At 72.5% G+C, this 21,250-nt stretch carries 22 protein-coding genes and 1 pseudogene; 13 read left to right on the forward strand and 10 right to left on the reverse strand.

Features of this window, described 5'->3' with window-relative positions; all coding sequences use genetic code 11:
- Positions 1–32 precede the first annotated feature (32 nt).
- Positions 33–605 carry a TetR/AcrR family transcriptional regulator gene (locus ACZ7CF_RS06235; RefSeq protein WP_470369023.1) on the reverse strand — a complete coding sequence of 191 codons (573 nt, stop codon included), beginning with the start codon at positions 603–605 and terminating at the stop codon, positions 33–35.
- Positions 606–709: 104 nt separating this feature from the next.
- Here ACZ7CF_RS06235 and ACZ7CF_RS06240 point away from each other — a divergent pair, with 104 nt between their 5' ends.
- Together ACZ7CF_RS06240 and ACZ7CF_RS06245 are read left to right on the forward strand one after the other, a co-directional pair.
- Positions 710–2,779, forward strand: a complete 2,070-nt coding sequence (locus ACZ7CF_RS06240) for an FAD-binding oxidoreductase (protein ID WP_470369024.1) — start codon at positions 710–712, stop codon at positions 2,777–2,779.
- A gap of 153 nt (positions 2,780–2,932) precedes the next feature.
- The gene (locus ACZ7CF_RS06245; protein WP_360384321.1) at positions 2,933–3,322 is read left to right on the forward strand and encodes an STAS domain-containing protein; all 390 of its coding nucleotides are present in this window, start codon (positions 2,933–2,935) and stop codon (positions 3,320–3,322) included.
- A gap of 29 nt (positions 3,323–3,351) precedes the next feature.
- Here the strand turns inward: ACZ7CF_RS06245 and ACZ7CF_RS06250 are convergent, their stop codons facing one another.
- Complete coding sequence (locus ACZ7CF_RS06250; RefSeq protein WP_360384319.1) at positions 3,352–3,759, reverse strand: ATP-binding protein; 408 nt, start codon at positions 3,757–3,759, stop codon at positions 3,352–3,354.
- Between the two features lie 137 nt (positions 3,760–3,896).
- Here ACZ7CF_RS06250 and ACZ7CF_RS06255 point away from each other — a divergent pair, with 137 nt between their 5' ends.
- From ACZ7CF_RS06255 to ACZ7CF_RS06285, 7 genes are read left to right on the forward strand one after another with little or no spacing between them, the layout of a single operon-like run.
- Positions 3,897–4,748, forward strand: coding sequence for an STAS domain-containing protein (locus tag ACZ7CF_RS06255; RefSeq protein ID WP_360384317.1), 852 nt, complete (start codon positions 3,897–3,899; stop codon positions 4,746–4,748).
- Entirely contained in the window at positions 4,748–5,149 is a 402-nt protein-coding gene (locus ACZ7CF_RS06260) for an STAS domain-containing protein (protein WP_360384315.1), read from the forward strand. The genes ACZ7CF_RS06255 and ACZ7CF_RS06260 overlap by 1 nt, the downstream gene beginning before the upstream one ends.
- Positions 5,149–5,562, forward strand: a complete 414-nt coding sequence (locus ACZ7CF_RS06265; RefSeq protein ID WP_360384313.1) for an ATP-binding protein — start codon at positions 5,149–5,151, stop codon at positions 5,560–5,562. The genes ACZ7CF_RS06260 and ACZ7CF_RS06265 overlap by 1 nt, the downstream gene beginning before the upstream one ends.
- Complete coding sequence (locus tag ACZ7CF_RS06270) at positions 5,559–6,587, forward strand: SpoIIE family protein phosphatase (protein WP_458434414.1); 1,029 nt, start codon at positions 5,559–5,561, stop codon at positions 6,585–6,587. The genes ACZ7CF_RS06265 and ACZ7CF_RS06270 overlap by 4 nt, the downstream gene beginning before the upstream one ends.
- Positions 6,584–8,320, forward strand: coding sequence for an ATP-binding protein (locus ACZ7CF_RS06275; RefSeq protein ID WP_470369025.1), 1,737 nt, complete (start codon positions 6,584–6,586; stop codon positions 8,318–8,320). Before ACZ7CF_RS06270 ends, ACZ7CF_RS06275 begins: the two co-directional genes overlap by 4 nt.
- Entirely contained in the window at positions 8,317–9,885 is a 1,569-nt protein-coding gene (locus tag ACZ7CF_RS06280) for a fused response regulator/phosphatase (protein WP_360384309.1), read from the forward strand. The genes ACZ7CF_RS06275 and ACZ7CF_RS06280 overlap by 4 nt, the downstream gene beginning before the upstream one ends.
- Positions 9,882–10,268, forward strand: a complete 387-nt coding sequence (locus ACZ7CF_RS06285; protein ID WP_470369026.1) for an ATP-binding protein — start codon at positions 9,882–9,884, stop codon at positions 10,266–10,268. Before ACZ7CF_RS06280 ends, ACZ7CF_RS06285 begins: the two co-directional genes overlap by 4 nt.
- A gap of 4 nt (positions 10,269–10,272) precedes the next feature.
- On the opposite strand, the gene ACZ7CF_RS06290 is transcribed toward ACZ7CF_RS06285, so the two are convergent.
- Both ACZ7CF_RS06290 and ACZ7CF_RS06295 read right to left on the reverse strand, forming a co-directional pair.
- Positions 10,273–12,915, reverse strand: a complete 2,643-nt coding sequence (locus ACZ7CF_RS06290; protein WP_470369027.1) for a SpoIIE family protein phosphatase — start codon at positions 12,913–12,915, stop codon at positions 10,273–10,275.
- A gap of 218 nt (positions 12,916–13,133) precedes the next feature.
- Positions 13,134–13,682 (reverse strand): hypothetical protein, encoded by a 549-nt coding sequence (locus ACZ7CF_RS06295; RefSeq protein ID WP_470369028.1) that lies wholly within the window; start codon positions 13,680–13,682, stop codon positions 13,134–13,136.
- A 115-nt stretch (positions 13,683–13,797) separates the two neighbouring features.
- On the opposite strand from ACZ7CF_RS06295, the gene ACZ7CF_RS06300 reads away from it, so the two are divergent.
- Complete coding sequence (locus tag ACZ7CF_RS06300) at positions 13,798–14,358, forward strand: TetR/AcrR family transcriptional regulator (protein ID WP_360384970.1); 561 nt, start codon at positions 13,798–13,800, stop codon at positions 14,356–14,358.
- Here ACZ7CF_RS06300 and ACZ7CF_RS06305 read toward each other — a convergent pair.
- The gene (locus tag ACZ7CF_RS06305; protein ID WP_458432589.1) at positions 14,348–14,770 is read right to left on the reverse strand and encodes a MarR family winged helix-turn-helix transcriptional regulator; all 423 of its coding nucleotides are present in this window, start codon (positions 14,768–14,770) and stop codon (positions 14,348–14,350) included. The two genes, ACZ7CF_RS06300 and ACZ7CF_RS06305, sit on opposite strands and share 11 nt — an antisense overlap.
- 52 nt (positions 14,771–14,822) lie before the next feature.
- Here ACZ7CF_RS06305 and ACZ7CF_RS06310 point away from each other — a divergent pair, with 52 nt between their 5' ends.
- The gene (locus tag ACZ7CF_RS06310; protein ID WP_470369029.1) at positions 14,823–15,398 is read left to right on the forward strand and encodes a TIGR03086 family metal-binding protein; all 576 of its coding nucleotides are present in this window, start codon (positions 14,823–14,825) and stop codon (positions 15,396–15,398) included.
- An 11-nt stretch (positions 15,399–15,409) separates the two neighbouring features.
- Here ACZ7CF_RS06310 and ACZ7CF_RS06315 read toward each other — a convergent pair whose 3' ends face one another.
- Positions 15,410–16,114: a uridine kinase family protein gene (locus tag ACZ7CF_RS06315; protein ID WP_470369030.1), complete on the reverse strand. Its 705-nt coding sequence runs from the start codon at positions 16,112–16,114 to the stop codon at positions 15,410–15,412.
- Complete coding sequence (locus ACZ7CF_RS06320; protein ID WP_470369031.1) at positions 16,089–17,213, reverse strand: VanZ family protein; 1,125 nt, start codon at positions 17,211–17,213, stop codon at positions 16,089–16,091. Before ACZ7CF_RS06320 ends, ACZ7CF_RS06315 begins: the two co-directional genes overlap by 26 nt.
- 203 nt (positions 17,214–17,416) lie before the next feature.
- On the opposite strand from ACZ7CF_RS06320, the pseudogene ACZ7CF_RS06325 reads away from it, so the two are divergent.
- A pseudogene (locus tag ACZ7CF_RS06325) lies at positions 17,417–17,728 on the forward strand (FHA domain-containing protein); the annotation flags it as partial.
- A gap of 76 nt (positions 17,729–17,804) precedes the next feature.
- Here the strand turns inward: ACZ7CF_RS06325 and ACZ7CF_RS06330 are convergent.
- From ACZ7CF_RS06330 to ACZ7CF_RS06340, 3 genes are all read right to left on the reverse strand, one after another.
- The gene (locus ACZ7CF_RS06330; RefSeq protein WP_470369032.1) at positions 17,805–18,188 is read right to left on the reverse strand and encodes an STAS domain-containing protein; all 384 of its coding nucleotides are present in this window, start codon (positions 18,186–18,188) and stop codon (positions 17,805–17,807) included.
- Between the two features lie 169 nt (positions 18,189–18,357).
- Positions 18,358–19,638, reverse strand: a complete 1,281-nt coding sequence (locus ACZ7CF_RS06335; protein ID WP_360384290.1) for a cation:proton antiporter — start codon at positions 19,636–19,638, stop codon at positions 18,358–18,360.
- 135 nt (positions 19,639–19,773) lie between these two features.
- Positions 19,774–20,532: an SDR family NAD(P)-dependent oxidoreductase gene (locus ACZ7CF_RS06340; RefSeq protein WP_360384288.1), complete on the reverse strand. Its 759-nt coding sequence runs from the start codon at positions 20,530–20,532 to the stop codon at positions 19,774–19,776.
- 99 nt (positions 20,533–20,631) lie between these two features.
- Here ACZ7CF_RS06340 and ACZ7CF_RS06345 point away from each other — a divergent pair, with 99 nt between their 5' ends.
- Positions 20,632–21,240, forward strand: coding sequence for a TetR/AcrR family transcriptional regulator (locus ACZ7CF_RS06345; RefSeq protein ID WP_470369033.1), 609 nt, complete (start codon positions 20,632–20,634; stop codon positions 21,238–21,240).
- Positions 21,241–21,250 lie beyond the last annotated feature (10 nt).

Consider the following 21,250-nt stretch of genomic DNA (forward strand, 5'->3'; position numbering starts at 1 on the left):
ACCTGCGCCGCGACCGGTGACCCGACGGCGGTTCAGCGGTCGCCGCGCAGGTAGCGCGTCACCATCCCGACGAGCTCGTTCTCGAACTTCTCGACGGTGGTGTTCCGCGGAAAGGCCATGAGCCGGTGCGTGTTCACCTCGACGGTGAACACGATGAGCTCCGCCGCGGTGTCGAGGTCGGCCACGCCGACGTCGGGGTGGCGGGCGAACAGGTCGCGGACCTGGGTGACCCGCTGCTCGCCGTGCCGGGTCACGGCCTCGGTCAGCTCCCGGGAGTGCTGCGCCTCCTGGATCATGATCCGCAGCAGCCGCGGGTCCTCGTCGTGGTTGTCGATCGCGTCGCGGACCAGCGCCCGCACCGTCTGCGCCAGCGAGCCGGGGGCGAGGTCGAGCTGTTCGGCCTGCGCCCACCGGCCGCGGTCGACGTGCCGCACCAGCAGGGCGGCCAGGACCGCGTCCTTGTTCGGGAAGTACTGGTACAGCGAGCCGATCGAGACGCGGGCGTGCTCGGCGATGCGGTTGGTGGTGCCCGCGGCGTACCCGTGCTCGACGAAAACGTGAGCAGCCGCCGTCAGGATCCGGTCGCGGGTGAGCTCCGCGCGCACCTGACGCGGTCGGCGACGTGGGGCGAGACGATCGTCCGGTGACGGCACGGCGGTCCTTCCAAAAGCGAGTACCCAAGAGCTGAGCAAAACCTCACAATAGTGTAATGAGCTGGGAAAACGAGCCCGTGGTGATCGAGAACGCCCATCGGTTGCGGACGGCGGCCGAGGTGGAGGCCGTCGTCGGGCGGCCCGCGTCGATGATCGTGCTGAAGCAGGTCGGTGCGCTCGACGAGGGCTGCGCGGCCGTGCTCGCGCGCAGTCCGATCGCGGGCTTCGGCCACCGCGCCGCCGACGGCACGAGCCGGACCGCTGTCGTCGGCGGCCGGCCGGGTTTCGCGCGCCTCCTGTCACCGACCCGGCTCACCTTCGCCCTCGACGGCACCGCCGCCGGACCGGCGTCGCTGGTGTTCCTGCTGCCGGGCGTGGGGGAGACGCTGCGGGTCAACGGGACCGCGTCCGGCACCGGCGAGGTCGTGTTCGACGTCGAGCAGGTCTACGTGCACTGCGCCCAGTCCGTGCTGCGGTCCGGCCTGTGGCAGCCGCCGGTACCGGCCGGACCCGCCGCCGCGCAGGTCGGCGAGGGCCCGCTGGCCGCGCCCGGCGCGGCCGACTTCCTCGCCGCGGCACCGTTCCTCGCACTGTCCACATGGGACTTGAAGGGTGGCTCCGACACGAGCCCGCGCGGGGAGGCCGGACCGGTCGCACGTGTACTGGACGGCCACACGCTCGTGATCGCCGACCGCAGGGGCAACCGGCGCGCGGACACCCTGCACAACCTGCTGGAGGACGACCGCCTCTCGTTCGCCGCACTCGTCCCCGGCCGCACCGGCGTCCTGCACGGGCGCGGCCGCGCTGTGATCACCGTCGACCCGGCCGTGCTGGAACCGCTGGCGTTGAAGGGAGTTCCGCCGCACGCGGCGCTGCTCGTCCACGTCGAGGCCGCGGAGCTGAGCACGAGCGACGCCGTGACCCGCGCCCGCCTCTGGACCTCGGCGCCGGCCGACGACACCCCCGACCTGATCGCGCTGGCGAGCGGGCACCTCACCGCCAACACCGCGGGCCGGCCGCGCCGGGCACTGCTGAGGGTGGCGGGCCTGGTACCGGCCAGGTGGCTGCGACCGGTGCTGGACCTCGCCTACCGCTCCGGCCTGCGCAAGGAGGGCTACGCGATCGCCCCTGCCGGTACCGCCGCGCCCACACCGGACCCGCTGCGCGAGGTCGGGGTCGTCGAGGTGCGCGCGGAGACCCCCGGTGCGGTCACGGTCGTGCTGGCCGACGGCGCGCCGTTCGACTTCCGGCCGGGCCAGTTCTTCACGCTCGTCGCCGACCTCGACGGCGAGCAGGTGCGCCGGCCCTACTCGGCGTCCTCCGCGCCCGGCACCACCCGGTTGGAGCTCACCGTCAAGCGGGTGGCGGGCGGCCGGTTCTCGGCGCACGTCCACGAGCGCCTCGCCGTCGGCGACCGGGTGGCCGTGCGCGGCCCGTCCGGTTCCTTCCGGCTCGTCCAGGGGCACGAGGTCGTGGCGATCACGGCCGGGAGCGGCATCACACCGGTGATGAGCATGGTCCGCGCGCTGCTCGCCGAGCCGGCCGGACCCCGGATCGCCCTGCTGCACTGCGACCGCAGCGAGGAGGAGGCGATCTTCGCCGCCGAGCTCGCCGAACTGGGGGAGCGCCACCCCGGCCGGCTCGCCGTCACGCACGTGGTGACCGCCCGCGCCGGACGTCTCGACGGCCCCGGTGTCCGGCGGTGGGTCGGGAGTCTCGCGCCGTCGCCGGACGCGCGGTACTACCTGTGCGGCCCGGAGGCGTTCATGGACGTGGTGCGCCAGGCGCTCGACGTGCCGCCTGAGCACGTCCACCAGGAGCGCTACACCAGCGGACCGGTCAGGACACCGGGATCGGCGACGCCGCAACGGGTGGTCGTCGAGGGGCTCGGCACCGCGGTCGCCGAACCGGGCCAGACGCTGCTCGACGCCGGGCTCGCGGCCGGCCTGCCCCTGCCGTACTCCTGCACGGTCGGCAGCTGCGGCGAGTGCGTGGCGCAGCTGGTCGGCGGCGAGGTGTCCCGGCAGGAAACCGGTTGCCTGACCGCGGAGCAGAAGGCCACCGGCCGGGTCCTGGCCTGTACCAGCGCACCGCTCACGGATGTCACGCTGCGCATCGGGCGGTGATCACGGGGTGAGGTTGTGTCCCGGTCCGGAGAGGCATAGCGTGGACTGGAGTACCTGAAAACCGATTCACTCATTGTGAGGTCATCTACAGGTTCTCCGGGTTGGGCTGCTGCAGTCGGCGCTTCGCACGGTTTGCCGATGGGAGCGCGGGCCATGAGCCAGCAAGCCGGCGGTGCGGTCGTGCAGACCGCCCGCACAGTCCACCACCACGGGATAGCCGTCGTCGTCGTGTCCGGCGAGATCGACCGGATGACCGACGACCCCGCCCTCAACCAGGCCGTCGAGGCCGTGCGCGGTGCGCCCACCGGTCTGGTCCTGGACCTCGGCGGGGTGAGCTTCTTCGGCTCCGCGGGCATCAACATGGTCGTCGCCGTCCGGCGGGAGGCCCAGCGGGCGAAGGTGCCGTTCCGGGTCGTCGCGGCGAGCAAGACCGTGCTGCGCCCGCTGGAGCTGTCCGGTGTCAACGTGCTGCTGACGGTGCACCCGAACCTGGCGGAGGCCCTGTCCGGTCTGGGGACGCTGCCCCGGCAACGCCGCGTCTGAGCGTTCTCCCGACGATCTTCCAGCGGGGTTCAGCAGGTCTCCGGGCACGGCACGACCGCCCACACGGTCTTGCCGGCGTTCCGCGACAGCACACCCCACTTCGCGGACAGCTGGTCCACGAGCACGAGCCCGCGGCCCCGTACCGAGTCGGGTGAGGACGGCCTGAGCTGGGGCGGCGTCGTCGAGGCGTCCTCCACCACGACCTCCACGCCGTCGTCACCGCCGCGGCGGTGCAGCCGCAGGCGCGCCGGGAACCGGCCGTGGTCGTACACGTTGGAGACGAGCTCGGTCACGACCAGCTGCACGTCGAGCAGGTCGTCCTCGTGCAGTCCGGGCAGCGCGGACTCCGCCCACCGCCGGACCCCGGGGATGTCGGCCACATCACCGTTCAGCTCCAGGACGTGCGGGGTATGAGGAGGGTCGCCGCCGGTCGTCAAGGGGTGCCTCTCTGTCCAAGTTGTGCAGGGGTGTCTTACCTCGGGCGGGAGCACCCTAAACGCAGCGACCACCTGAAGGTCCGACCGCGCCCACGACTACTGTCTGCAGGGTTGTACCACCGCCTGAGGAGGCATGAGTGACTGCAGACGCAGGACACGCCCCGCGCTTGACGGAGCTGCTGCGGACCAACGCCGACCCCTTGATCGACAAGTGGGTGGGCGCCGTGGCGGCCCTGCTGCGCGGGCGGTCGACGCGGGCGGAGCTGGAGACCGACTTCCGCGAGTTCTTCGCGGCACTGCTGCCCCTGGTCGGCAACGACGGCAGGAACGTGAGCGGGCCGGAGTTCGGCGAGATCAAGGCTCAGCTGGAGGAGTACTCGCGGTCCAGGGTGCGCGCGGGCTTCACGCCGTCGGAGACCGCGTCGAGCGTGTTCTCCCTCAAGCGCGAGGTGTTCTCCCTGGTGGAGAACGACGAGGACCCGGAGATCCACCGCCAGGTCATGGCGTTCTCCGGCCTGCTGGACGCGCTCGGCCTGCTGACGTTCGAGTCGTACGCGCGGGCGCGCGAGGAGATCATCCGCGAGCAGTCGGAGCAGTTGCTGGAGCTGACCACGCCGGTCGTCAAGATCTGGGAGGGCGTCCTCGCCGTGCCGCTGGTGGGCACGCTGGACTCCGCGCGCACCCAGGTGGTGATGGAGAAGCTGCTGGAGATGCTGGTCGAGACCGGCTCCGAGCACGCGATCATCGACATCACCGGCGTGTTCGCCGTCGACACGCAGGTCGCGCAGCACCTGCTCAAGACCGTGGTCGCGGCCCGGCTGATGGGTGCGGAGTGCATCGTGTCCGGCATCCGCCCGCAGATCGCGCAGACGATCGTCGCTCTGGGCATCGAGTTCGGCGACATCGTCACCAAGGCCTCGCTCGCCGACGCCCTGCGGCACGCCCTGCGTCGTGAGGGCGTCGACGTCGTGCGCCGCGAGGTCGGCTGATGGAGCGCGTCCCGATCCTGAAGATCGGCGGCGTCCTGCTGGTCTCCATCCAGATCGACCTGCAGGACCAGAGCGTGCTCGCGCTGCAGGAGGACCTGGCCGAGAAGATCAGCTCGACCGGCGCCCACGGCGTCGTCATCGACATCTCCGCCGTCGAGATCGTCGACTCGTTCATCGGCCGGATGTTCGCCACGATCGCGTCCATCTCCCGGCTGTTCGACGCCGACACCGTCGTGGTCGGCATGCGCCCGGCCGTGGCGATCACGCTCGTGGAGCTGGGGCTCACGCTCGGCGGCGTGCGCACCGCGCTCGACCTCGAACGCGGCATGAAGATCCTGGGACAGCTCGGCCGGCAGCGCCGGGGTGTGGTCGCGCACTCCGACTTCGAGCGGGACGACTGATGCCGCCCCGGTCCGGCGGGCCGGAAGAGGTCGCCATCAGCGGTGACGACGACGTCGTCCGCGTGCGCCAGCTGGTGCGCGCGTACGCGCAGCAGACCAAGCTCTCGCTGGTCGACCAGACGAAGCTCGTCACCGCGGCCAGCGAGCTGGCCCGCAACACGCTGATCTACGGCGGCGGTGGCTTCGCCAGGGTCGAGGAGGTCGACGACGGGCGCCGGCTCGGCGTGCGCGCGTCGTTCCACGACGAGGGCCCGGGTATCCCGGACCTCACGCTCGCACTGGCCGACGGCTGGAGCAGCGGCAGCGGCCTCGGACTCGGCCTGAGCGGCGCCCGCCGCCTGGTGGACCAGTTCGACCTCGACACCGAGGTCGGCAGGGGCACGGTCGTGACGGTGGTCAAGTGGAAGAGATGACCGCGGCGGACTGCCTCCCGCACGTGCGGGACGAGGCCTGGCTGCCGGTCGAGGAGACCGCCCAGGTCGGCAGGGCGCGCCGCACCGCGACCGCGCTGGCCGAACGGCTCGGCTTCGGGGCGACCCGCATCGCCGAGATCGGGCTCGCGGTCACCGAGATCGGGTCGAACCTGCACAAGCACGCCCGGCAGGGCGTCGTCGTGATCCGGTCGGTGCGCGGCGAACGGGACGCGGCCGTCGAGGTCGTCGCCGTGGACCGCGGACCGGGCATCAGCGACATCGCGCTCGCCTGGCAGGACGGCCAGTCCACGACCGGCACCCTCGGCGTCGGGCTGGGCGCCGTGGCGAGGCTCGCGACCACCTGCGCCATGACCTCCCGCGTCGGCCTGGGCACCGCACTGGTCGCCCGGTTCGCCCCTTCCGCCGACTGGGCACCCGAGTGGGGCGCGGAGAGCGCGGCCGGCCTGACGAGGCCGATCGGCGGCGAGGACGTCTGCGGTGACGCCTACGCGGTGTGCCGGCGCGCCGGTCGGCTGACGCTGCTGATGTGCGACGGGTCCGGACACGGCCCGCTGGCGGCAGCGGCCTCCGACGCCGCCGTGCGGCTCTTCCGCGACCTCCCGCACATGCCGCCCGAACAGGTGGTCACCCGGCTGCACGCCGCGTTGCGGGGCACCCGCGGTGGCGCGGTGGCGGTCGCCGACGTCGACCTCGTCGCGCGGACCGTGCGGTTCTCCGGGCTGGGCAACATCGCCGCCGCGGTCCTCACGCCCGACCGCAAGCAGGGCATGATCTCGGTGCCCGGTGTCGCCGGCCACCACGCCCGCACGATCAGGGCGTTCGACTACCCGCTGCCGGAAGGGGCGGTGGTGGTGCTGCACTCCGACGGCCTGACCGAGCGCTGGGGCCCCGGCCACGGCAGCGACCTCACCACCGACCCGCCGGTGCTGATCGCCGCGACCCTGCTGCGCGAGGCCGGCGTGCGCAAGGACGACGCCTGCGTGCTCGTGGCCAGACCGGCATGACCACGACCGAACTGCTGCGCCTCGTGGTCGGCGACGAGCGGGACGTGTTCCTGCTGCGTCAGCGCGGCCGCCAGGTCGCGGCCGCCGCCGGGCTCGACGGGCAGAACCAGGTCCGGCTGGCCACCGCGCTCAGCGACGTCGGCCGGGAGCTGGTGCGGCAGGACGTGGCCGCGACCGCGGTCTTCCGGCTGCGCCGCGACCCGGCACCGGTGCTGCTGGTCGAGCTGACCTGGCAGGCCGGCGGTGCGGATGTCAGCGACGCGGGACCGGGCTGGGACACCGCGCGCAGGCTGATGGACGAGCTGCGGGTGAGCCCCACCGGCGTGACGCTCGCGAAGAACGTGCAGCACGCGGTCGTGCTCGACGAGCGCCTGCTGCGGGACCTGCGCGAGACCGCCGGTGCCAGCGCGCTGGACGAGCTGCGCGCGCAGAACCAGGAGCTGCTGGAGACGCTGGAGCACCTGGAGGCCAAGAGCAAGGAGCTGGAACGGGTCAACGCCGAGCTGGAGGAGACCAACCGCGGCGTCGTGGCGCTCTACCAGGAGCTCTCCGACGAGCTGGAGCAGACCAACCAGGGCGTGGTGGCCCTCTACGCCGAGCTCGACGCCAAGTCCGCCGAGCTGCGCGACGCGGCTGCCGCCCGCATCCGGTTCTGGTCGAACATCAGCCACGAGCTGCGCGCGCCGATCAACTCCGTGGTCGGCCTGACCCGCCTGCTCAACGCACCCGGCGGCGACCCGATGACCGACGACCAGCGCCACCACGTGGACCTGATCAACGAGTCGGCCGCCACCCTGCTCGCGCTGGTCAACGAGCTGCTCGACACCGCGAAGGCCGAGTCGGGCAGCCTGCAGCCGCGGCCGGCGCCGGTCGCGCTCGACTACGTGCTCACCCAGCTGCGTTCGGCGGTGCGGCCGTTGCTGCGCTCCGGCGACGTGAGCCTGGTGGTCGAACCGATGCCGGAGCTGCCGTCGCTGGTGACCGACGAGACGATGCTCGTGCGGATCCTGCGCAACGTGCTGTCGAACGCGGTGAAGTTCACCCCGCGCGGCGAGATCCGCTTCACCGCCGAGCCGGGACCCGGTCCCGACGAGGTCCGGTTCGTGGTCGCCGACACCGGCATCGGCATCCCGCTCGAAGAGCAGGACCGGGTGTTCGAGGAGTTCTACCAGGTGCCGAACGCGCTGCAGGCGGGCGTGAGCGGCACCGGCCTCGGCCTGTCCTACGCCCGCAAGCTCGCGGAGCTGCTCGGCGGCACGCTGGCGCTGACCAGCACGCCCGGTGTCGGCACCGAGGTCGTGCTGACCTTGCCGACCGCGAAGGACGAGCTCGTCCAGCCGGCCCCGGTGGCGTGCGCGCTGGTCGCGGACGGCGACGAGAAGGCCCGCCGGCAGCTGCGGGACGCGCTGGCGGGCATCGCGGCCGAGGTGGTCGAGGCCTCGGACGGCCGGTCCGCGCTGAACCTCGCCAAGGCCCGGCAGCCCGACCTGGTGCTCGTGAACGCCAGCGCGCCGCTGATGAGCGGCAGCGCGGTGCTGTCGGTGCTGCGGCTGGACCCCGACCTCCGGTGCGTGCCGGTCGTGATCGTGTGCGGCGACGACCCCGGCGGTCTCGCCCGCAGCGTGCACGGCCTCGGTGCGGTGATGCTGCACGAGGAGCGGATCTCCCCGGAAACGGTGGGCAGGGCGGTCAGGGACGCCCAGCTCACGGCGCGCAGAACGGAGGACCGATGAACCCGACGGCCATGGGCGGTGGGCCGGCCAGGGTCCTCGTGGTCGACGACCTGGAGGCCAGCCGGTTCATCGCGTGCAGCTGGCTGCGCCGCAGCGGGCACACCGTCGTCGAGGCGGCCACGGCGGCGCAGGCGCTGACCGAGCTGGACGACGGGTTGTTCGACCTGGTCCTGCTCGACGTGCACCTGCCGGACATGAGCGGCTACGACGTCACCGAGCGGATCAAGGCCGACCCCCGGACGAGCTCGATCCCGGTCGTGATGCTCTCGGCGACCTACATCGAGCCCGAGGACAAGGTCACCGGCCTGACCCGCGGCGCGGACGCCTACCTGACCGAACCGCTCGACCCCGGCGAGCTGCTCGCCAACGTCGAGGCCGCCCTGCGCTACCACCGGGCCCGCGCACTGGCCGAGCACCTCGCAGCCCGGCTCACCCGGCTGACCACCGCCACGTTCGCGATCAACGCGGCGCCGACGTTCGACGCGCTGGCCGAGGCCGCGGCGGTCGGGGCGGCCGAGGTGCTCGACGCCGAGGCGAGCGCGGTCCTGACCGCCCCCTCCGGCGAGGTCTCCGTGGCCACGGCACGGTCCAGCCAGCCGGAGGTCCTGCCGCGGCCCGACATCGCCGACGTCGAGCGGTGGACGTCGGCACTGGGCACCGGCGTCGGCGTGACGCTGGCCGAGGCCCGCGACGTGCCGTGGCGGCCAGGTGCCCCGGTGACGGCGGCGCTGGCCCGCACCAAGCCGCGCCGGCCGCCGATCTGCATCGCGGTGCCGCCGGAGTCCGTCGTGGACGACGCCGACCGCAACCTGCTGCGGCAGCTGGCACAGGCCACCGCGCTGGCCGCGGAGGGGCTGCACACCTTCGCCGAGGAGCACTCGCTCGCGCTCACGTTGCAGCGCAGCCTGTTGCCGCGGGTGCTGCCGCAGCACCCCGAGCTGCCGATGACGGCCAGGTACCTGCCCGCGTCGAGCAACGCCGAGATCGGCGGTGACTTCTACGACGTGGTCGAGATCGACGGCCGGATGCTGATCGCCATCGGCGACGTGTGCGGGCACTCGATCCAGGCCGCGACGGTGATGGCCGAGGTGCGGCACACGCTGCGCGCCTACGCCGTGGAGGGGCACCGGCCGGCCGAGATCCTGCGTCGGGTCGACACCCTGCTGGAACGCTTCCACCCCTCCGGCGGTCTCACGACCATGTGCCTGCTGCTGGTGGACCTCGAGGAGGGGACCATGGCCGTCGCGAACGCTGGCCACGTGCCGCCGCTGCTGGTCGACGACCAGGGCGCCCGGTACGCCGACGTCAGGGGCCCGTTGCTGGGCGTCGGGCTGGAGCGGCCGGAGGCCACCGAGCTGCCGCTGCCGCGCGCCACCCTCGTGCTGCTGACCACCGACGGCCTCGTCGAACGCCGCGGCGTCGACCTGGACGAGGGCATGGAACGGCTGCGCACCGCCGTGTCGCACACCGCCGACATGGACGAGCTCGCCGACCGGCTGCTGGCCGAGCTGGGCGAGGGCAAGCAGGACGACATCGCCCTGGTGCTGCTGCGGCGGTGCCCGTGACCGCACTCGTGGTGGACCTCCCCGTCGCGCCCGGTCTCGCGCTGTCCGCGCTGCGGCGCGAGGTCACCGCCGCCCTGCACGTCCTCGACGAGGACCACCTCTACGACGTGCAGCTCGTGGTCACCGAGCTCGTCACGAACGTCCTGGACCACACCCCCGGCACCGGCTGGCTGCGGATCCTGCACCGGACCGACCCGTGCTCGATCACCGTCGAGGTGGACGACGAGTCGCCGTTCGAACCGGTCTACGGACGCTCCCGCCTGGGCGAGCACCGCGGGCGCGGGATCGTCGTGGTGGACCGCATCTCCCGCCAGTGGGGTCACCGCCCGCGCGAGGGCGGCAAGACGGTGTTCGCGCTCGTGGACTGCGCCGCGCCGGAGTGACCGGTCAGGGCCGGGTGCCGTGCTCCAGCCCGGACAGGTGCAGGATGCGGGCCGGTGCGCTGCCGGCCGCCGCCAGCAGGGTCAGCGCCCGCCCGTGCGCGGCCGCGGATGCCTTGGCGTGCAACAACAACGCGATGCCCGAGCTGCTGAGGTAGTCGAGGTCGGTGAGGTCGACCTGGACCGGCCGGTCGTCCGCGGCGCCGACCCGCGCGAGCAGCGGGGTGCGCAGGTCCTCGACCGTGGCGATGTCGAGGTCACCGGTCAGCGCGATCCGCTGCACGTCGCCGTCCGCGTGCTCGGTCAGCCCGGTCACGGCCGGGGGCGGTGCGTGGTGCGGTCTCGCGCCGGGCTTCACGTCCGGTGTGGACTCCAGCGGCACGAGCGGCACGTGGAAGCGGATGGTCGTGCCCTCCTCTCCGGCGGAGAGGTCGACGGTGTCGCTGAGCTTGCGGATCATGTCGAGGCCGCGGCCCCGGTGGCCGCGGTCGGCCGGCTGCGGGCGCCAGCGGCCCCGGTCGGTCACCGTCACCCGCACGCCGCGGCCGGTGGACTCCAGCCGGGTCTCGAACGTGCCGCCGCCCTCTGGGTAGGCGTGGTCGACGACGTTCGCCGCGGCCTCGCCGATCGCGAGCTCCAGGTCGTAGACGGAGTCCTCGGACAGCCCGACGACCTCGGCCCACCTCGTGGCGGTGTGCCGCAGACCGGCCAGCTCCGCCGGCACCGCGGGCACGGTGAGCCGCAGCGGTGCGGGCAGGTGCCGTGCGACGACGAGCGCCACGTCGTCGTCCTGGCCCTTGGCGAGCAGTGCGTCGATGATCAGCTGGACCAGCGCGTCCGGTGCGAGGTCCGCCGCCGTCTCGGTGGCCGAGACGAGCCGGTGGACGCCCTCGTCGAGCACCTCGTCACGGCGTTCGACCAGCCCGTCGGTGTACAGCACGACCGAGGCGCCCGGTGGCAGCGGAGCCGAGTGCTGCGGGACGGGGCTGGTCCCGGCGCCCAGCACCGCACCGACCCCGTCCGTCAGAGGCCGGGCGCCGGAGCGGTCGACCACCACGGGCGGCGGGTGGCCCGCCGAGGCCCAGCAGAGCTCGCCCGCCTGCCAGTCGAAGACGATGCACACGCACGTGCTGCCCGCCGCACCGTTGACGCGCGCCGCGAAGACGTCCAGGCGCCGCAACGACTCCGCGGGGGAGTGCCCGTCGAGCAGGAACCCGGTCAGCGCGCTGCGCAGCTGTCCCATGACCGCGGCGGCGGCCGGTCCCTTGCCCACGACGTCGCCGACGGTGAGCCCGACGCGCGACTCGCCGAGCGGCACGACCTCGTACCAGTCGCCGCCGATCTGCGAGTGCTGCGCGGCCGGCAGGTACCGCGCGGCCGTGGCGAGCCGGGGCAGCGCCGGCAGCTGCCGCGGCAGCAGGCTCTCCTGCAACGCCGCCGCGATCTCGTGCTCGCGGTGCAGCAGCAGCTCGCGCTCGGCCTCCGCGCGACGGCGTTCGGTGACGTCCCTGCCGATCGCCTGCAGCCCGGTCGGGGTGGCCTGGACGCTCAGCTCCAGCACGATCTCGGTGCCGTCGGCGTGCCGCAGGGTGACGACCTCGGACCCGGACAGGTCGGCGGGCAGGCCGTCGACGAGCAGGTCCGTGATCGGCGTGCCGAGCAGGTCCTCCGGCCGGTGGCCGAGCAGGTGCCCGGTCGCGGGGTTGGCCGACACGAACCGCATCTCCTGGTCCAGCAACCAGATCGCGTCCGTGGCCCGCTCCACGAGCTTGCGGTGCCGCCGTTCGCTGTCCCGCAACGCCCGGTCGGCGTGCACGCGCTGCATCGACTCCCAGCACCGGTTCACCACGACCGACACGAGGTCGATCTCGTCGCGCGTCCAATGCCGCACATGGGCCTGGTGCACCGCCATCGCCGCCACGAACCGTCCACCGCGCAACAACGGCAGGCAGATCACCGCACGTATGCCCGTGACACGGTAAGCGGCAAGGTCGTCGCTCTCGATCCGTGTGTCGTTGAACGCGTCGTGCACGACCCACGGCTCACCCGCGCGCATGGCCGCTAACGCACCGGCGCCGAACCCACGCATGGCGAACCGCCCAGGCAACGGTGGCAACCCTGTGGCGTGGTCACCACTCATGACGAAGTGGTTCTCGTCAGCCTCTGCGCGCGCGTAGGCACACCGATCGACACTCATGTGCTCGCCGAGCATCCTGGTCGCCAACGCCATGAGCTCCTCGGCGTCGTCAAGCCGCTGCAACTCGCGGTCGAGGTCGTCGAGGAACCGCTGCCGCTCCGCCTCGGCCTGCCGCGCCGTGACGTCGACGAGCACCCCGCTGCGCACCGGCCCGCGCACCCGCGCCTGCTCCATGACCCACACGAACTCGCCCGCGGCCGTGCGCACCCGGTAGACCGTCTCGTAGTCGGTCTCCGCACCCCAGCGCCGCCGTTCGCTCTCCTCGCGGTCGTCGGGGTGCGTGATCTGTCCCCAGAACCCGGGGTCCTCGCGCCACCGCCGCGCCGGGTACCCGAGCAGTCGTTCGACGTTGCCGGACAAGAAGGTGACCGCGCGGCCACTCGCGTCGCCCTGCCACACGACCACCGGCAGGTCGTCCACCAGCGCGGAGAGCCCGAGCTCCCGATCACTCATCTTGCACAGCCTCCACAGGCGCGGTCCTGACGCCCGCCCACCGCATCGTACGGCGCCCGCCTGGCCGACGAAGGTCGCGAAGCTCGCGATGACTTCAGTGCCGGTCAAAATCCAGCTGCCGGGTAGACGGGCGGGAACCGGAAGCGCGGTGGACGGACGAGCGGCGCCCGGAGCCGGCCGGGTGCCCGCCCCGGTCCGAGGCGGGCACCCGCTCCCGGTCAGCCGCGCGCCTTGCCCAGCCGCAGCGCCGACACCAGGTAGAAGATCCCGCCGATCCCCGCGTACCCCGCGAGGGTGGTCAACGTCGCCCCGTCGCTGCCGGCCTGGACGATGAACGACGTACCGGCGAGCGTGGAGATCGCACCGCTGAGGATCATCGGCCACTGTCCGCCGAGACCGCGGCGCACCACGGCGACGACGAGTTGAGCCACGCCGGACACGACGGCCCACGCGCCCCACACCGTCAGCACCGCCGGGATGCCGGAGGTCACCGCGACAACCAGCCCGGCCGCGGCGATCGTGCTGACGGCGATGTTCGCGTACAGGCCCCACGACGCGCGTCCGGTGCGGGACGTGCGGCTGTCCACCACGACCGCCGCCACGTCGAACAGCGGGTAGAGGACCAGCAGCGTGCCGCTGACCGGTCCGATCGTCGTGGCGGTGAGCATCAGCAGCACCGCCCACACCAGCGCGAAGCCGAAGCGGGCGAAGTACAGCGTGCGGAGTGCGGGGGCGAGGGTGGCCGGTGACGCGGTGCTGGTGCTCACGGGATCGTCCTTGAGGTAGGGAGAACGTTCTTTCTACTTTTCGAAGACTGGCAGGACCGGCACGCGGTTGTCAAGAACGAACGTTCTCTCTGTTAGCGTCGGGAGCATGACCCGCGTGTCTGATGCCCGCACCCGCCTGCTCGGGACCGCCGGCCGGCTGTTCTACGCCGAGGGGCTGCACTCGGTCGGCGTGGACCGCGTGCTGGCCGAGGCGAAGGTGACCCGCGCGACGATGTACCGGCACTTCGCCGGCAAGGACGACCTGCTGGTCGCCTACCTCGGTGAGGCGGACCGGGCGACGCGGCAGCAGCTCGAAGCCGGTGTGGCCGCTGCGGCCGACGACGTTGAGGCGGTGCGGGCGGTGGCGCGGGGGATTGCCGCGCACATCCGCTCCGAGGGGTTCCGCGGGTGTGCGTTCCTCAACGCCGCGGCCGAGTACCCCGACCCCGCGCACCCCGTGCACGTCGCGGTGCTGAACCACCGCCAGTGGTTCCACGACACCGTCGCGGAGCTGCTGTCCCGGGTCGGCGACTCGCCGGTCGAGCTCGACGCGCGGCACCTCGTCATGCTGCGCGACGGTGCGATGGCGGCGGGGTGCCTCACCGATCCCGGGCCGGTCGGGGAGACGTTCGTCGAGGCGGTCGAGGGAATCCTGCGGGCGCGGCTCAGCCGCTGACCTGTGCGGACAGCACGGCCAGTGCTCGGAGGAACGCCTCGCGGTCGGCGGGTGGGAGCTGGGCGAGCACGCGGTCCTCGTTGCGCTGGATGTCCGCCTGCACGGCGTGGTGCTTGCGGCGCCCCTCGTCGGTGATCGCGACGAAGCGTGCGCGCCGGTCTGCCGGGTCGCGAGTGCGTTCCAGCAGGCCTGCCGCCTCCAGGTCGTCCAGCACGGCGATGATGCGGCTCTTGTCCGCGCCGATGAACTCCGCCAGCGCGGCCTGCGTGCGCACCGCTTGGCCGTCGAGGGCGTCGAGCACGACGTAGCCCCACATGCTCAGCCCGTGCGCGCTCAGCACCGGCTGCTCGGCGGCGATCAGCGCGCGTTGCAGCGGGGCGATCATCGCCGCGAGGTCCCGCCGACCGGTCATGATCGACATCATAGCCTTGCGCATATGATAAGCGTCTGCATATCGTATGCGTGTGCTTACTGATTTGCTCGAACTCCACCGGACCGCCGTGCTGGACAGCGTCCGAACCGTCGACCAGGTCCGGGACGACGACCTGGAGCGGCCGACGCCGTGTGCCGGGTGGACGGTCGCCGACCTGCTCGCCCACATGACCGCGCAACACCGCGGGTTCGCCTCCGCCGCGCGAGGCGGGGGAGGGGACCGCACGGCGTGGGAGGCCCGCCTCGCGAGCCCGTCCGACCACGCCGCCGCCGCACGCGACCTCCTCGCCGCCTTCGCCGACCCGGTGGAGGAGTTCGAGCTGCCGGAGTTCGCCCCGGTGACGAGGTTTCCGGCCGTGCAGGCGATCGGGTTCCACCTGATCGACTACGTCGTGCACGGCTGGGACGTGGCGCGCTCGCTCGGGCTCGGCCACCGGCTCGCACCGGAACTGGCCGAACCCGCGCTGCGGATCGCGCTCGCCGTGCCGGACGGGGAGGGCCGGCTCCAGCCCGGTGCGGCCTTCGCGCCCGCGCTGGTCACCCGGGACACCGACCCGATGCGCCGCGTCCTCGCCCTGCTGGGCCGCTCGCCCGACTGGACGCCCTGATCAGGACGAGGTCAGGCGGCGACCACGATCTCGGTCGCGGGGTCGTGCGGCAGCTCCGGGGTCCCGTTCACGACGACCGCGGCCCTGAGCCAGGGCTGTTCGCGCTCCAGGAACGGCACTTCCTCGGCCAGCCACGCGGCAACGTGCCGCTGCTGCTCGGGCGAGTCGCCGTCGCGCGCCACGAGGCGGCGTTCCTGCTCGTCGAGGTCGCCCTGCACCCAGACCGAGGCGTCGAGCCACGGCCCGAGCTCCGCCCGGACGACGCCCGTGCCCTCCACCCACACCACGTCGGCCCCGGCGGGGACCACGACCGCGCCCGGCCGGTCGTGCGCGACCCAGGCCGGTGGGCGGAACTCCACCGCCTCGCCGCGGTGCAGGGGCCGCAGGACGTTCTCGGTCAACAGTCCGGCCCAGTCGAAGTACGCCTGGTTCCAGGCGATGTCGTCGGTGTGCACCACCCACGACCGCGGCACGGCGTGGTGCAGCCGCTCGGCCAGGGCGGACTTCCCGGCGCCACCGCGGCCGTCGATGCCGACGATCACGGGCCGCGGGACGAGGCCGGGCTGGTGAGCGCCGGAGGGGCCGTCAGCGGTCGGTCGCACACCGACCTCCACCGCCGACCCGCCGTCCCCGACCAACCGCCGGACCACCTCACCGAGCGGCACGACCCGCCAGCCGGCCGCCTCCACCTCACCCGGCCGCAGGCGCATCCTCACGCTCCCGTTCCACCGGGACCTCCACGCGGTCCAAATCCCGCACGCCCCGCGTGCGCGCCGCGTGCTCGTGCCAGCCGCGCTGGTCGCGGCGGAACACCGGGAACACGAACGTCCCGACGACCACCAGCGCCACCACGACCAGGTCGAACCGGCCGGCACCGAGCCACGGCGACACCACGGTCGCGTAGGTCACGAGACCGGTCACGCCGAGCAGTTCGCGGATGGCGATCTGCAGCGGGTTCGCGCGGGTGCCGTCCTCGCGGCGGGTGCGGTAGCGCAGCAGCCAGCTGCCGGGGGTGGCACCGCCGGTCGCCGCCGGCAGCACGACGCGCAGGACCACCAGGGCCAGCACCGCCCAGCGCGGGTCCGGGAGCACGAGCTTCGCGAGCAGCAGCACCGGGAGCAGGTCGACGACGAGGGCCAGCAGCCGGCGCGGGACGGTCACCGTTCCGGTGGGGGCCGCGGAGTCCTCCGAACCGGGCACCGTCGGCACCACCAGTGCGACGGGGGCGAGCATCCAGCCCACCAGCGCACCGGCCGTGTTCGAGATCAGGTCGTCCACGTCGGAGATGCGGTACGGGCAGGGGTAGTAGCCGAAGTTGCCCGTGTACTGCACGACCTCGACGGCCAGCGAGATGCCCATGCCGATCGCGATCACGGCCAGCGGGCCCCTGCGGTACGCCTTGCGCAGCACCACGCCCAGCGGCACGAACAGCGCGACGTTGAACATCTGCTGCATGAACGCCTGCGACGTCACCATCGCGACGATGCCGGACCGCCCGTTGGCCGACAGGTTGTTGTTCATGTCGGTGACCCACTGGAACGGCACCAGCGAGAGCATCTGCTCGCCCTGGCAGACCTCCACGCGGTTCGCGGGGAACGGCAGGAAGATCAGCGCCAGAGCGACGAGACCGTAGGCCAGCAGGCCGTAGAGCACGAACGCACGGCGCGGCTCCACGCGCCCGAAACGCAGGTAGTGCAACAAAACCAGGGGAGCGAGCACCAGCAGGCCGACGCCCACGAACGCGGTGAACCCCGTTCGAGCGGTCTCCCAGTACGACGCCATCATGTTCTTCACCGCTCCGGGATCGATCCGCACACAGGTGCTCTCCAGTGCCCGGTGGCGTCCCCCGTTCAAACCCCGGTTCGGGAAGATCCATCAGACGGCCCAGCGCCCTGCCGCCGATCAGTCCCCGATGGCCGAGGGGCGTGCTCACGTGCTACCGGAGCCCCACTACACTCGGCACTCGGGCACGGGGAGTGCCGGCTCAGCGAAGAGCGAAGGGAACGGCGGGTTCCGGCATGATCGGCGAACTCGTGCAGGCGAGCACACCGGTGCTGACGACCGCAGCGTTGACGACCACCGGGCAGCACCCGGTCACCGTCCCGCTGACCGAGCGGGGCCTGCTCATCGGACGCGGACCCCACTGCGACATCGTCCTCGACGACATGACCGTCTCACGGCGGCACGCGCAGGTGCGGTGGGAGGACGGCGTGGTCGTCCTCGAAGACCTGGGCTCGCTCAACGGCACCTACGTCAACCGCAGCCCTGTGCACGAGGCCGTTCTGCGGGACGGCGACTCCATCTGGATCGGCGAGCACCGGCTCGCGTTCAGCGCGGCGGCCGAGCGGCCCGCGGGTGGCTGCACCGTCCACTCCGGACCGCAGGCCGGGCGTGCCGCCGACCGGGTCACCCGGCCGACCTGGCGCTCCGGCCAGCGGAAAGGGCTTGCTCCACGTCCGGGTACAGCGCCAGCAGCTGATCCACTCCGGATGCCGTGATGGGTCGCAGCACGATCCGGTGAGCGGCGGCGACCCGCAGGGGAACGCCCGCGGTCCGCGCGGCGCGGTGCTGGACCACGAGCTCGTTGATGCCGGCCGAGCCGAAGAACGTGACCCGGCTCAGGTCGACCACGACCGGGAACGGTGCCGTCGCCATCGCGAGGGCGATCTGGAGCTCGTTGTGCAGTGTCTCGACTGTGTCCTGGTCCAGGTCCCCGTCGGCGCGTACGACGATCGCGAGCCCGTTGACCTCTCTTTGCACGTGCAGCGGGCAATGGAAAGTGTTCGCCATGGCAGAGCCTCCTCGCCGTGGAGCGACCTCCTGCTGGAGGAAGGACGCAGCTGCAGGCTCAACCGCTTCCTTGGACTGTAGTCCTCGTTTCAGGTTTTTCGCACGGCGAAAGTTCCTGATCACAATGTGGGAGCACCGGGAATGCCTGCCGTGGACGGTCGGCGCGGGCTCAGACCGGGGTCGTGGCCGCTGCCGCGCCGCCCTTCTGCTGCCGCCTGCGGTCCAGCAGCCACATCACCGGCGACGCCGACAGCCCGTGCACGAGAACGGAACCGATGACCACCAGCCCGGCGATTCGCCAGATCGTGTCGTGCCCGGTGAAGTTCCCCTCCTGCAAGGCGTAGGTGATGTAGAACAGCGAGCCGACACCGCGCACGCCGAAGAACGCGATGACGGTCCGCTCGCGCGAACCCGTCTTGCCGCCGAGCAGGCCGATCCACCCCGCCAGCGGCCTGACCAGCACCAGGGTCACCGCGGCGACCGCGATCTCGCGCCAGTCGAGGCCCGCGAGCAGCCCGCTGACCGCGGCACCGCCGAGCAGGAAGACGATCACGACCGTCAGCATCCGCTCGGCCTGCTCGACGTAGCGGTGCAGCACCTGGTGGTAGCCGTGGTGGCGTTCCGCGGCCCTGATCGTGCAGGCGCACACGAAGACCGCGACGAACCCGTAACCCTCGGCCAGCTCGGTGACGCCGTAGGCGAGGAACGTGGCGGCGAGCGCCACGAACCCCTCCGCGTGCTCGGCGAGGCGCAGCTTCTCCGACGGCACCGAGAAGAACAGCTTGCCCAGCAACCAGCCCACGGCGACGCCGACGGCCAAGCCGCACGCGAGCCGCCACAGCACGTCCACGGCGAGCCAGTGCCCCAGCCACGCCGAGGGCGCGGCACCCGCGATGCTGATCGCGACGGCGGCGTAGGTGAACGGGAACGCCAGACCGTCGTTGAGCCCCGCCTCCGAGGTGAGCGCGAACCGCGCCTCGTCCTCGCCGGTGTCGTCCTCCGGGTTCTCGGCCGGTTCCGCGACCTGCACCTCGCTGGCCAGCACCGGGTCGGTCGGCGCCAGCGCGGCCGCCAGCAGCACCGACGACGCGACACCCAGCCCGAGCGCACCCCAGCCGAGCAGCCCGACGGCGAGCATCGACAACGGCATCGTGATCGCGAGCAGCCGCCAGGTCGTCGCCCACCCGCGCAGGCTCACCGCCCGGTTGAGCGCGAGCCCCGCGCCCATCAACGAGATGATCACGCAGATCTCGGTGAGGTGCAGCAGCACCGTGGCGTGCTCGTCGGGATCGGGGTTCGGCAACGTGTCCACGACGGAGAACGTGAGCGCACCCGCCCCGAGGAACAGCATCGGCATCGAGACCGGTGCGCGGGCGAGCAACCGCGGCAGCAGCGCGGCGGCCAGTGTCGCGAGCCCCGCTCCGGTGTACAGCAGGGAGCTGGGTTCCACCGTGTGCCCTCCGATCGCCGAAAGGCTCGTCCTACCCGGTGGCCCCACCCGCAAACCCCGACGCGAATGAGGCATACCGCGCGTTTCGCGCTGCTCCGCCGATGAAAGACCTGGTCAGAGTCGTGCAGGAGCTCGTCAGGCGGCCAGTGCCGGCCCGAGCAGCAACCCGCCGTCGACGACGAACTCCGCACCGGTCGTGAACGACGCCTCGTCCGAGGTCAGGTGCAGCAGCACGGCGGTGATCTCCGCGGGCTCGGCCAGCCGCGGCACGGCGTAGCCGGCGGGGGAGAAGAGGTCGCCGATCGCGGGCTGACCGGGTGCGACGGGCTCGGTGATGAGCGGGGTGGCCACGACACCGGGGTGGATCGAGTTGACCCTGATCCGGTCGCGGCCCAGTTCCAATGCGGCGGTGCGGGTGAGACCGCGCAACGCCCACTTGCTGGCCGCGTACGGCGCGTAATAGGGCGATCCGACGTTGGCCATCGTCGAGGCGATGATGGCGATCGACCCGCCGCCCGCGCGCCGGATGGACGGCGCGACGTGCTTGACACCCAGGAACTGGCCGGTCAGGTTGACGTCGAGCGTGCGCTGCCAGACCGCGCGGTCGGTGTCCTCGACCAACGCCGCCGGGTGCTGCACCCCCGCGTTGCCGACCAGGACGTCGACCGGCCCGAACCGCTCCTCCGCCGCCCGCACCGCCGCCTGCCACGCCTGCTCGTCGGTGACGTCGAGGCGCACGGACAGGGCGCGCTCACCCAGTTCGGCCGCGAGCGCGTCGCCGTTGCGCGCGGCGACCACGACGTTCGCGCCCTCGGCGTGGTAGCCGAGCACGTGGCTGCGCCCCATCCCGCCGGTCGCCCCGGTGATGAACACGGTCTTGCCCTGGAAACGCATCGGTACCTCCGCTGATGGTGAGTCAAGTGACTCACCTCGGAACGGTAGGGCGCGGCCCAGTAGTGAGTCAAGTGACTCACCTCGTGGCACAATGGAGTGGTGTCGACCTACCACCAGCGGATGGCCGAGCAGAAGCGGGCGGCGATCGTCGACGCCGCCACCGCGCTGTTCCTGGAGTCCGGCTACGACAAGACGTCCCTGGCGCGCATCGCCGACGCGGCCGGGGTGTCGAAGGCGACGCTGTTCAAGCAGTTCCCGACCAAGGCCGAGCTCTTCGACGCGATCGTCACCGACTACTGGCGGAGCGACGACGGCGCGCTCACACCACCGCCCGGCGACCCGGGAGCCGGGCTGACCGCCCTGGGCAACCGGTACGTGGCGCTGCTGACCCGGCCGGGCATGGTCGCGCTCTTCCGGATCGTCATCGCGGAGGCGCCGCGGTTCCCCGAGCTCGGCCAGACCCAGTTCCGGTTGGGCAAGCAGCCGTTCTTCGACGCCGTGCGCGACTACCTGGCCGCCGAGTCCGGGGTGGGCACCCTCACCGTGCCCGACCCGGTCCTCGCCGCCACCCAGTTCCTCGGCATGATCTCGAACTTCGCCTTCTGGCCGCGCATGCTGCTGGTGAACTGGGCGCCGACCGCGAAGGCGATGGCGCACTCGGTGGACGAGGCGGTGCGGACGGTCCTCGCCCGCTACGCCCCGTCCTGACCGGGCCGGG

The sequence above is a fragment of the Lentzea sp. NPDC036955 genome (assembly GCF_055608005.1).

Coding starts and splice junctions, on each gene's coding strand:
- ACZ7CF_RS06270 (WP_458434414.1), top strand. CDS start 5,559: ATGACCGCGGCGGACTGCCTCCCGCACGTGCGGGACGAGGCCTGGCTG.
- ACZ7CF_RS06330 (WP_470369032.1), bottom strand. CDS start 18,188: ATGGCGAACACTTTCCATTGCCCGCTGCACGTGCAAAGAGAGGTCAAC.
- ACZ7CF_RS06280 (WP_360384309.1), top strand. CDS start 8,317: ATGAACCCGACGGCCATGGGCGGTGGGCCGGCCAGGGTCCTCGTGGTC.
- ACZ7CF_RS06265 (WP_360384313.1), top strand. CDS start 5,149: ATGCCGCCCCGGTCCGGCGGGCCGGAAGAGGTCGCCATCAGCGGTGAC.
- ACZ7CF_RS06245 (WP_360384321.1), top strand. CDS start 2,933: ATGAGCCAGCAAGCCGGCGGTGCGGTCGTGCAGACCGCCCGCACAGTC.
- ACZ7CF_RS06290 (WP_470369027.1), bottom strand. CDS start 12,915: ATGAGTGATCGGGAGCTCGGGCTCTCCGCGCTGGTGGACGACCTGCCG.
- ACZ7CF_RS06305 (WP_458432589.1), bottom strand. CDS start 14,770: ATGACCGGTCGGCGGGACCTCGCGGCGATGATCGCCCCGCTGCAACGC.
- ACZ7CF_RS06340 (WP_360384288.1), bottom strand. CDS start 20,532: ATGCGTTTCCAGGGCAAGACCGTGTTCATCACCGGGGCGACCGGCGGG.
- ACZ7CF_RS06275 (WP_470369025.1), top strand. CDS start 6,584: ATGACCACGACCGAACTGCTGCGCCTCGTGGTCGGCGACGAGCGGGAC.
- ACZ7CF_RS06260 (WP_360384315.1), top strand. CDS start 4,748: ATGGAGCGCGTCCCGATCCTGAAGATCGGCGGCGTCCTGCTGGTCTCC.
- ACZ7CF_RS06240 (WP_470369024.1), top strand. CDS start 710: ATGAGCTGGGAAAACGAGCCCGTGGTGATCGAGAACGCCCATCGGTTG.